This window comes from Paracoccus sp. (in: a-proteobacteria) (genome assembly GCF_030538495.1).
Taxonomy (GTDB): Bacteria; Pseudomonadota; Alphaproteobacteria; order Rhodobacterales; family Rhodobacteraceae; genus Paracoccus.
In genome coordinates this window covers 179,963-190,617 of record NZ_JAUNTW010000005.1, presented here as the reverse complement: position 1 = coordinate 190,617, position 10,655 = coordinate 179,963, and the positions used below count along the sequence as shown (strand labels likewise).

Annotated in this window: 6 protein-coding genes; 2 read left to right on the top strand and 4 right to left on the bottom strand. The window is 61.0% G+C overall.

What is annotated here, in order from left to right; all coding sequences use genetic code 11:
* Nucleotides 1-3 precede the first annotated feature (3 nt).
* Both Q4G20_RS06555 and Q4G20_RS06550 read left to right on the top strand, forming a co-directional pair.
* Nucleotides 4-1,095: an ATP-grasp fold amidoligase family protein gene (locus Q4G20_RS06555; RefSeq protein ID WP_303342612.1), complete on the top strand. Its 1,092-nt coding sequence runs from the start codon at nt 4-6 to the stop codon at nt 1,093-1,095.
* Entirely contained in the window at nt 1,092-1,829 is a 738-nt protein-coding gene (locus tag Q4G20_RS06550; RefSeq protein WP_303342611.1) for a hypothetical protein, read from the top strand. The genes Q4G20_RS06555 and Q4G20_RS06550 overlap by 4 nt, the downstream gene beginning before the upstream one ends.
* Before the next feature lie 19 nt (nt 1,830-1,848).
* On the opposite strand, the gene Q4G20_RS06545 is transcribed toward Q4G20_RS06550, so the two are convergent.
* The 4 genes from Q4G20_RS06545 to Q4G20_RS06530 all read right to left on the bottom strand — a co-directional run bounded on the left by Q4G20_RS06545 (nt 1,849) and on the right by Q4G20_RS06530 (nt 10,654).
* Nucleotides 1,849-4,053: a lipopolysaccharide assembly protein LapB gene (locus Q4G20_RS06545; protein ID WP_303342610.1), complete on the bottom strand. Its 2,205-nt coding sequence runs from the start codon at nt 4,051-4,053 to the stop codon at nt 1,849-1,851.
* A gap of 6 nt (nt 4,054-4,059) precedes the next feature.
* Nucleotides 4,060-5,313, bottom strand: coding sequence for a glycosyltransferase (locus Q4G20_RS06540; RefSeq protein ID WP_303342609.1), 1,254 nt, complete (start codon nt 5,311-5,313; stop codon nt 4,060-4,062).
* A gap of 119 nt (nt 5,314-5,432) precedes the next feature.
* Nucleotides 5,433-9,965 carry a glutamate synthase large subunit gene (gltB, locus tag Q4G20_RS06535; protein ID WP_303342608.1) on the bottom strand — a complete coding sequence of 1,511 codons (4,533 nt, stop codon included), beginning with the start codon at nt 9,963-9,965 and terminating at the stop codon, nt 5,433-5,435.
* Nucleotides 9,962-10,654 carry a hypothetical protein gene (locus tag Q4G20_RS06530; protein ID WP_303342607.1) on the bottom strand — a complete coding sequence of 231 codons (693 nt, stop codon included), beginning with the start codon at nt 10,652-10,654 and terminating at the stop codon, nt 9,962-9,964. Before Q4G20_RS06530 ends, gltB begins: the two co-directional genes overlap by 4 nt.
* Nucleotide 10,655: the final 1 nt, after the last annotated feature.

The window sequence follows — 10,655 nt, the reverse complement described above, 5'->3', positions numbered from 1 at the left end:
AAGATGGAAGATACAACCTTTTCTGATATCTTGCGATACCTGAAAATGCCGCAGAATCTTGATTTGGAAACGATTGTGGATACGGCGATCGTCAAATCACGCGAAGATGGGAAAATGAATGCAGTTTCTGCATTCAGGCTTGCCTCCAAAATGACAGCGCTGGGCCGCGCCGACCTCCATGACAAGATATTAATGTCAGTGCCTACAGAATATTTAACTGAATGGAGAGTCCGAAAGAACTATAAACGCATTCCCGTCGGCGCGTCATTTTCTGCTTCTATGTCCCAGTATCGGGCGTTCACAAATGCTGTTTCACAATCCATCGGGATCAAAAGAAACAGACGTCTTTTCCAAAAAACAAGTGGTCGCAAATTTGCCCTTACCAACGGCTTTAAGGTTGCTGAGCAATATCAAGTTGGCGAAAGAATCGAGAATATTTCGGTCAAGCCGGGTACGATTCTAAAGCCGATGCATGACAGCGGCTCAAAAGGCGTTTTCGTTTTCAAGGCTGATGGACGTATTATAAATCTAAAAACGAAACAAGAATATTCGTCTTTTGACCAAGTCAAAGACGAGGTGAAGAGACAAATTGATTCCGGCTATTTACTTTCGAAACGCTTCCTGACAGAAGAATTGCTAGAGGGGCACGATGGAGGCGTTCCTAATGACCTAAAATTCTATACCTTTTATGGTGAAATCGGGTTAGCCCTCGAAGGCTGTCGGCTGGGAAATGAGGATAAACACTGTTTTTATGTCGATGGCAAAGAAAAAATCAGCGGGAAATATCCCGATGCGCTGTTTTCGGGGGCGGGGTACCCTGATAACTGGAACAAAATAGCATCAGATCTAAGCAAGCTTGTTCCGTTGCCATTTCTACGAATTGATTTTTTCATGACAAACAAAGGCCTGTACGTCGGTGAATTCACAAGCGCACCTGGCGGTTACGAAAAGTTTAACTTAGAATTTGACCGTATGTTGGGGGAACGATTTATCAACGCACAGGCACGATTGCACACCGATATGTTAAATGGAAAGATCTTCGTTGAATATCAAAAATTCTTAGACAGCTTTGAAACAGCAGGAGAAGAAGAATGAACCCCAAGATCGTAGCGTTAATGATCGGCCGCGGCGGCAGCTCTTTGAAAGATAAAAACATTTTGCCGGTTTTGGGTCATCCTCTGCTGCATTGGGCGGCGGCGGCGGCGCGGCGCAGCACCCATATCGGCCGTTATTATATCAGCAGCGATGATGACCGGATTTTGGACACAGCGGCGCTTGCGGGCTATACGAAAATCCGCCGGCCCGATGAATTGGCCAGCGACACCGCGCAAAGCTGCGATGCCGTCCGCCATGCGCTGAAGGCCATCGAGGCCGACGGTCCCACCGATATCGTCGTGGTGCAGCACGCCAATGTCGGCACCATTTCGGAACAGATTATCGACGACTGTATTGATATGCTGCTAGCGGATCCCAGCCTAAGTTCGGTTGTGCCCAGCCATGAATTCAACGAATACCACCCCATGCGGGCCAAGGGCGTGACGGATCAGGGCCTGCTGGAACCCTTTGTGAATACAGGAAAACCGGTGTCGGCCAATCGTCAGGATTTGCCCACCTGCTATTTCTTTGACCATTCGATCTGGGCGCTGCGTGCTGATGCCATCCGCACGCCTGGCGGACAGGGGCCGTGGGATTGTATGGGCACGCGGATCAAGCCCTATCCAACCCAAGGCTGTCTGGATGTCCACAGTCTTGAAGATATCAAGACGACCGAAAATTGGATCACCGAAAACGGCATTCCGGCCCCGTCTTTTGGTCCGACCGGTTCGTGATCCGACATAAGGCCCCGCGTTAAAACAAACTGCGGAAATCGACGCGGGGCAGCGCGGTTAGATTGCCCATGGGCGACGCATTATGCATCTGACAGCCGACCTTTGCGGCCGTCTGTTGCAAACTGGCAAAGGACAGATTGACCAGATCAGCGCCCGAGCCTCCGGGGCGGAAATTGCTCAGCCGGTCGGTTTCTTTGCGCCCGCCGCCGTAAAAATGCGTGGCCGCGCCGCCATAATCCAGATCGACGCCCAGAATATAAATGTCGCGATAGCCCATCTGCATCGCGATCTGCGCCGCCAAAATCGCCACGGTTTCCCCGCGGTGCAAATGCAGCGGCGCGGGGTCAAACGCCCGCAGTGGCAATTTCAGCCCCGAGGTGCCAAACACCATGGCCGGAACGGTCGGCTGACGCCGCCAGATGCAGTTCGCGCCGATAAAAAACTGATCCACCGACGCGCCGTCGGCGTCAATTTCATGCGCATGGCTGCGATACACATAGGGGTCGGCCACGACCAGATATTTGGGCTGCGGCAGGCCGATGGCCTTGGCCCGCAAGCCTCGGTTCAGGCAAAAAACATCGTCGTTTTGCAGCAAATGCAGCGGCAAATCCGCCACCGATGGCGCATTTCCCAGAACAAAACACCGATCCCGCGTCGCAGGCCGCAGCGCCGCCGCCGGGTCCAAATCGCCGTAACGGTCGCGCCATGCGCTCAGACGCTGAACCATGGGCGCGAAATCCAGCCGCTGCGCCGCCGCCAGCAGACGGCTCAGCACCGCGTCCGAAATGGGCAGGCGAAACACCAGCCCCGAGGCGATCTCCATCCCGTAATGATCAAAGCCAGCGGCTTGCAGACGGTCCAGAAAATCGCAGGCGGCAGCCTCGGCAGCCGCCACATCCGCCGCCGCCAGATGCAGGTCAATGCGTTGCCGCGCAATGGACCAGCCCTGTTTAGCGGCGCTCAGGTCGGGCATATCGGGCAAAGGCAGCGCCGCCAGATCAGCCATCCGCGACCAATCCCGCCGCAGCAGGGCGATTTTGCCCATGAATTCCTGATCGGCGGGGGCCATTGGCCGGCCTTGCGCGCGCGCCGCCGCGATCTGGTCGCCGTGGCGATCTGCGGTTTTGCGCGTGCGATCCGGGTGCAGCAGCACGCGCATCCCGCCAAAAGCCATCGGGCCGTCATACCGCGCCGTCAGCGCCAGTGCCAAATCCTGAATGTCCGGTGGCAAGACGCGGCCCGGTTCTGGATACAGATGGATCAGCATATACAGCCAGTTCAACACCCGGACATCGGGGTGATACTGCGCCAGCTTGGCATCAAGCGCGCCCTGCATCACCGCGCGCATCGCGTCCAGATCGCCGCGACGATAGGCGATTTCGGTCATCGCCCGCAGCCACAGCGTGTCGCGGCCATAGCGCGCCGCATAATCCGCCATCAGCCGGTCGCAGTCATCGAAACGCGAGGCCAGAATCAAACCATCCACCAGCAAAGGCATATCGCGGCGCGGGGTCTGGCTGGTCTGGATCAGACGCTGCGCCCACCAGATCGCGGCGCTGCTGCGCATATTCGCGGACAGCACCCGCACCACCAAAGCCAGCACCTGATCGCGGTAATGCCCGGACGCTTTGCGCGCCAGCCCCAGGGCCTGCGCTTCTTCGATGTTGCGCAGGGCATGGGCCAGCGACAGCATCCCCAAAGCGCGCGCGCGCCCCGGTGTCATCGCATCGGTTTGCGCCAAGGCCCGGTCCAGACCAATGCGATGCACCCATGGCGCGGGCAGCGGGCGCAGGTGATCGGGCCGCGCCTGTTCGACGCCCTGCCAGCGGTGCAACGCATCCGCCCAGTCGCCGCGCTCAACCGCCAACTGGGCATAGGTTTTGGCAAAACTGCGGCTGGCCGGAAAGCGGCGGCGCAGACGTTCAAGCCCCTGTTCGGCGCGGTCCAGCCGCCCTTGCGTGATCAGGTCATCGACCCAGGCGCGGAACATCGCGTCGCGCGTCACCGCCGACACCGAACCGGGACGATAGCGCAGCGCATAGCCCGCCAGATCGCCCTGCCCGGTCGCGGCGGCGCGTCCAGCCTCGGCCCAGATCAGCGCGGCATTGCCCAGATACCGCACCGCCACCCGCGCGCTATAGCCCAGACCCACGGTGCGGGTCAGATCAATCGCCTTGGTGAACAATCCGGTCGTGCTGCGGGTTTTCCGCGTTCGATGATGCAATTTTCGTTACCTGACTGGGGCGGAAGGGGGATGACAGATGGTCGTCAGCCGGTCGATATGAACCTGCGTGCTGAACCGGCGCATCGCCATATCCCGGCACAGCTGCGATTTGTGCGTGTAATAGGCGGGATCGCGCAGCTGCGTCAACTGATCCGCCACGTCACCGGGCGCGCAGTAAATGCCCGCCTCGCCCAGCAGAGGTTCAAAATGCGGCGGCACCACGACGGGCAGCCCGGCGGCCATAGCCTCGACGATGACGCGGCCAAAGGCTTCGATCCAGTCGGGATGGTGGAAATACACGAACACGTCAATGTCGCGCAGAAAATCCGCCGGGTCGATGCTGCCAAAGGCGTGAACGGTCCAGTTTGACGGCACTCCGCCCAGAATCCGCGCCGGCACATCGGCGCCGCCCAGAATATGCACGGAAATATCGGGCCGGTCGGGATAGGCCGCACGGATCGTCGCGGCATCGGCAGGCCATTTTTCCGGGTCCATCCGCGAATGGCGGCCGATGCGCAGCGGACGCGCGGGGTCGGGCGCGCGGCGCGGCGTGGCAAAACGGGCGATGTCGAACACATTCACCCAATCGGGCTGCGCCAAATCCACGCTGCCATCATACACAGCGTCGATTTCGGCACGGATCAGCGGGCCGATGGGGTGAATCTGCGGCTGAACTCCATAGGCGGCGCGCAGTTTCCGCCGCGCATCGGTCAGCAGATACTGGATGCGGTCGAATTGGACGGGCGGGTGGTTGACGATCAGGCACAGATGATCCGCCGTGATCGCGGGCAGATCATCGCCGCCGGGATTCAGGATCGTGGGGTGGCGAAAGATCAGCAGCTTGGTGCGGATCGGGGTTTGTGCGGTGTTCAGCACCTCAACCCCGGTCTGCCGCAGCAGGCCGTCCATGGCCGGGGCAACCCGTGTCGCATGGGGGATCAGCGGCGAGGCCATGTGATACACCCCCGACCGCAAGCCGTGGCGCGCCTGTATGTCCAGTTCCTGAACGGATGACTGCCCCGACCCTCCGGCGAACCGCAAATCCGTGACCAGCACCACATCGAAATCGCCGCCCCGTGACGGCGCATAGGCCGACAGGTCGATGTCGCGGAAATGCCGCGCGTCCTGTTCAAAGTAACGATTGCCCCGCATCACCGCCCGGCGCGCCAGATAACGCATCGTCGATCGGACCGTCACCGCCAGCCCGTCGCGGCGCAGCGTATCGACCCCCAATCGGATAAGAGACGTAAGACCCAGCACGCGGCACCCTGCGGTGAATTAACCTGTCCCGTCATAGGACAGCCCGCCCCCGCGCGCCAGAGCCCCACGCACCAGCCCCGAATGAAAACGCCGCAGGTTTCCCTGCGGCGTTTCCCCCTTTATTCCGCCGGGACGGCGGCGCTGTCATCGACCGCCTGCACCGGATGGGCCAGATGGGGCAGCATTTCACGCGGGCAGATTTGCAGGAAATGCCCGCGTTCGACCGCCCAGTTTTGCAGGATCTGATCGGCGCGCCGCGATCCGGTTTCGTCGCGGTGCCGTTCGATCAGGTCGCGCAACTGCGTTTCCCAATGATCGACCGTGACCGGACACAGAACCAGCGTTTCGACGTTGATGTAATCGCGTGCCACACCTTCGGGGTCATAGAGATACGCCATCCCCCCCGTCATGCCCGCGCCGAAATTCGCGCCGATCCGGCCCAGAATCACCGCCACACCGCCGGTCATATATTCGCAACCATTGGTGCCGCAGCCCTCGACCACGACATTTGCGCCGCTGTTGCGCACGGCAAAGCGTTCGCCCGCGCGGCCCGCCGCAAACAGATGGCCGTCGGTTGCGCCATACAGAACCGTGTTGCCGATGATGACGTTTTTCGCGGCCTCCAGCGGGCTGGCCATGGGCGGGCGCACCACGATGGTGCCGCCCGACAGGCCCTTGCCGACGTAATCATTGGCATCGCCCGACACCTCGATCTTCAGCCCCGGCGCGGCAAATGCGCCAAGGGATTGCCCCGCCGAACCCGTCAGGCGCACGGTCAGGTGATCGGGTTGCAGCGAATTGCGCATCCCAAAGGTCTGCACGATCAGCGAACTGGTGCGGGTGCCGACCGTGCGCTGCGTGTTGCGCACGGCATAATTCAACTGCATTTTTTCGCCGGCGCTAAAGAACCGTTCGGCGTCGCGCACGATTTCCGCGTCCAGCGTGTCCGGCACGGCGTTGCGGGGTTTCGACCGGTCATAGACGATCTTATCCGCGCCATCGACGGTAATCAGCAGCGGGTTCAGGTCCAGATCGTCCAGATTCGCGGCCCCGCGGCTGACCTGAGTCAACAGGTCCGCGCGCCCGATCACCTCATCAATCGACCGCGCGCCGATGGATGCCAGAATCTCGCGCACCTCTTGGGCGTAGAAGGTGATCAGGTTGACGACCTTATCCGCCGATCCGGTGAACATCGCGCGCAGTTTTTCGTCCTGCGTGCAGACGCCCACAGGGCAGGTGTTCGACTGGCACTGACGCACCATGATGCAGCCCATGGCGATCAGGGCGGCGGTGCCGATGCCGTATTCTTCGGCCCCCATCATCGCGGCCATCACGATGTCGCGGCCCGTGCGCAAACCGCCATCGGTGCGCAGCGTCACACGTTCGCGCAGGCGGTTCATGGCCAGAACCTGATGCGCTTCGGTCAGGCCCATTTCCCAGGGCAGGCCCGCGAATTTGATGCTGGTGGCGGGCGATGCGCCGGTCCCGCCGTTATGGCCGGAAATCAGGATCACATCTGCCTTGGCCTTGGCCACGCCCGCCGCAATCGTGCCGACGCCAGATGACGCGACCAGTTTCACGGTGATTTTGGCGCGCGGATTGATCTGTTTCAGGTCATAGATCAGCTGGGCCAGATCCTCGATGCTGTAAATATCGTGATGCGGCGGGGGCGAAATCAGCGTCACCCCCGGCGTCGAATGGCGCAGCCGCGCGATCAGGGCGGTGACCTTCATCCCCGGCAATTGGCCGCCTTCGCCGGGCTTTGCGCCTTGGGCGACCTTGATTTCCAGTTCTTCGCAGGCGTTCAGATATTCCGCCGTCACGCCAAAGCGACCCGAGGCGACCTGCTTGATCTTGGCGCAGGGGTTGTCGCCATTGGGCAGCGGGTGGCTGTGCGCGGGGTCTTCCCCGCCCTCGCCGCTGTCGGATTTCGCGCCGATGCGGTTCATGGCGATGTTCAGCGTCATATGCGCTTCGGGCGACAGCGCGCCCAGCGACATGCCCGGCGTCACGAACCGTTTGCGGATGCTGGTGATGGATTCCACCTCATCAATCGGAACGGGTTTGCCCAGCGGTTTGATGTCCAGAAGGTCGCGGATATGGATCGGCGGATTGGCCCGCATCGCCGCCGAAAACTGTTTCCACACGTCATAGGATGCGCGGTCGCAGGCGGTCTGCAACAGGCGCATGGTGTTCGCCTCCCACGCATGTTTTTCGCCCGACCGGCGCAGTTTGTAAAACCCGCCCACCGGCAGCAGATCGGCGTTGTCGCCAAAGCCGCGCTGATGAATCGCGTGCAGGTTCGATTGCAGCCCGTGCAGGCCGATGCCGCTGATGCGGCTGTGCATTCCGGGGAAATATTCCGCCACCATGGCGCGCGACAGGCCCACGGCCTCGAAGTTCAGGCCGCCGCGATAGGATGACAGGACCGAGATCCCCATTTTCGCCATAATCTTCAACAGCCCGCCGTCGATGGCGTCGCGGTAACGGTTCATCGCATCGGTCAGGTTGCCATCCAGCAATCCGCGTTCGATCCGGTCCGCGATGCTGTCCTGCGCCAGATAGGCGTTGACCGTGGTCGCGCCACAGCCCAGCAGCACCGCGAAATAATGCGCGTCGATGCATTCCGCCGACCGCACATTCAGCGAACAAAAGGTACGCAGCCCTTTGCGCGTCAGCCATGAATGAACCGCACTGGTCGCCAGAATCATCGGCATCCCGATGCGATCCGCGCCCTGTGCCTGATCGGTCAGAACGATGTGACCGGCGCCGGACCGGACGGCATCTTCGGCCTCGGCGCGGATGCGGGCCAGCCCTTCGGTCAGGGCATCGGCCCCCGCATCGGCGGGAAAGGTGCAGTCAAGCTGCGTCACGGACCCGGTGAACAGACGCATCAATTCGTCAAATTCACCATTGGCCAGAAACGGGCTTTCCAGCATGGTGATTTCGGTCTGCGAGCTGGATTCGTCCAGCACGTTTTTCAGGTTCCCGAACCGCGTTTTCAGCGACATGACCCGCGTTTCGCGCAAGCTGTCGATCGGCGGGTTCGTGACCTGCGAAAAGTTCTGCCGGAAAAAATGCGACAGCGGGCGGTATTGGCGCGACAAGACCGCCTGCGGGGTGTCGTCGCCCATGGACGCAAGGGCCTCTTTCCCGTCTTCGGCCATGGGGGCCAGAACATGTTCCAGTTCTTCGATGGTGTAACCGGCGGCGATTTGGCGGCGGCGCAGATCATCGCCCGAATGCAGCGCGGTTTCGGGCAGCTTTGCCATCCCGGCGGACGGCTGCACGACCTTTTCCACCCATTCCCCGAACGGCTGGCTGGACGCCAAAAAGTCCTTAATCTCGCTGTCGTGATACAGTTTGCCGTCCCACATATCGACGGCGATCATCTGCCCCGGCCCCAATGCGCCTTTTTCACGCACATTGGCTTCGTCGATGGGGACCATGCCGACCTCGGACCCGGCGATCAGCAGGTTGTCGCCGGTCACAACATAACGCATGGGCCGCAATCCGTTGCGATCCAGACCGCCGCAGACCCAGCGACCATCGGTCATCGCCAAGGCGGCGGGGCCGTCCCACGGCTCCATCACGGCGTTGCAATAGGCATACATATCCGCCCAGGCGCGCGGCATGTCGGTGGTGGATTTCGACCAGCTTTCGGGAACCAGCATGGTTTTCGTCATCGGCGCGTTGCGGCCGGACCGGACCAGCACTTCGAACACGGCGTCCAGGGCGGCACTGTCGGATGACCCGGCGGGGACGATGGGTTTAATGTCATCGGCCATATCGCCAAACGCACCGCTGGCCATGCGGATTTCGTGGCTTTTCAGCCAGTTCAGGTTGCCTTTCAGCGTGTTGATTTCGCCGTTATGGGCCAACATGCGGAAGGGCTGCGCCAGCCACCATTGCGGAAAGGTGTTCGTCGAATACCGCTGATGGTAAATCGCAAAGGTGGATTCGAACCGCGCGTCTTTCAGGTCGGGGTAAAACTCGGCCACCTGTTCGGCCAGCATCATGCCTTTGTAAATGATCGACCGGCAGGACAGCGAACAGAAATACAGCCCCGGCACCTGTGCGGCAATCGCGGCGCGTTCGATCCGGCGGCGAATGATATACAGTTCGCGTTCAAACTGAACCTGATCAATGTCTTTTTCACAGCGGATCAGGATTTGTTCGATTTCGGGGCGGGTGGCGTTCGCCTTTTCGCCCAAGACCGACACATCGACCGGCACATGACGCCAGCCATAGATGTAATGCCCCATCCGCAGCACTTCGGATTCCACAATCGTGCGGCAGCGTTCCTGCGCGGAAAAATCCGTGCGCGGCAGAAACACCTGACCAACCGCGATCAGTTTGGTTTTGTCGGGTTCGTGGCCGGTGCGCCGGATCTGGTCATAGAAAAACGGCACCGGGATTTGCACATGGATGCCCGCGCCGTCGCCGGTTTTGCCGTCCGCATCAACCGCGCCGCGGTGCCAGATCGCCTTGAGCGCGTCAATCCCGGCCTGCACGACCTGACGGCTGGGCTTGCCTTGCGTGTTCACAACCAGACCCACGCCACAGGATGAATGTTCGTCGTCCTGACGATACAGGCTGTGTTCGGCCATCCAGTCGCGCCGCGCCTGTTCCTGATCTTGCCATTGCGTCATGATGCGGCCCTTTCACGGCTTAGCTGCGTCAGCAATTGATCGCAGTCGAATAATGGTTTTGTGCTGCCGAATCCCGGCTGTGCCGGCAGGGCAAAGCTGACGGGGCTGTCGTCGGTCATCGCTTCGGCCCCGGTCCAATCGGTCACGGTTTCCACGCCGCCAAAGAACCGGCGGTGATCGCGGCTGATGAATTGCGTGCCGCGACGTTCAATCAGAACCTGCCCGATTTCGTCGCGGGTGGTCAGGTGAAATTCGGTCTGGTCCAGCACCTGCCCGCTGATGGTGGCGGTCGCGCCGGTCAGCCGGTCCCAGCCCTGATGATGCAGGCGCATCCCGTCATTGGTCCGGGTCCAGAAATCGAAATCATCGCGGCCTGTGGCCAGCAATTCCGACAGGCTGGCGTGGTTTTCGGCGTCCGTTTCCAGCCGGTCGGTGATGCCCGCGCGCGGGCTTTGGGTTTCGATCCAGCGGGTTTCGGCGTCGATCACCCCCAGATGCGCCAGCCCGTCGCGGTCAAACAGCGCGCTGCGCTGATACCCGTCGGGGTCGCTGTCGCAGCGGTAATACTGTGCGACCGAACAGCCGCGATTTTGCGCGGTCAGGGTGATCTGACAGCCGGCGGGCGGGGTAAAGGTCTGCGCCCCCGCTGCGCCCGCCATCACGATCAGCGCAACGCAAGCGGCCCGCATC

Excerpts from the sequence above, each read along its gene's own strand:
- Q4G20_RS06555 (WP_303342612.1), top strand. The coding sequence starts at position 4 with ATGGAAGATACAACCTTTTCTGATATCTTGCGATACCTGAAAATGCCG.
- Q4G20_RS06550 (WP_303342611.1), top strand. The coding sequence starts at position 1,092 with ATGAACCCCAAGATCGTAGCGTTAATGATCGGCCGCGGCGGCAGCTCT.
- gltB (WP_303342608.1), bottom strand. The coding sequence starts at position 9,965 with ATGACGCAATGGCAAGATCAGGAACAGGCGCGGCGCGACTGGATGGCC.
- Q4G20_RS06530 (WP_303342607.1), bottom strand. The coding sequence starts at position 10,654 with ATGCGGGCCGCTTGCGTTGCGCTGATCGTGATGGCGGGCGCAGCGGGG.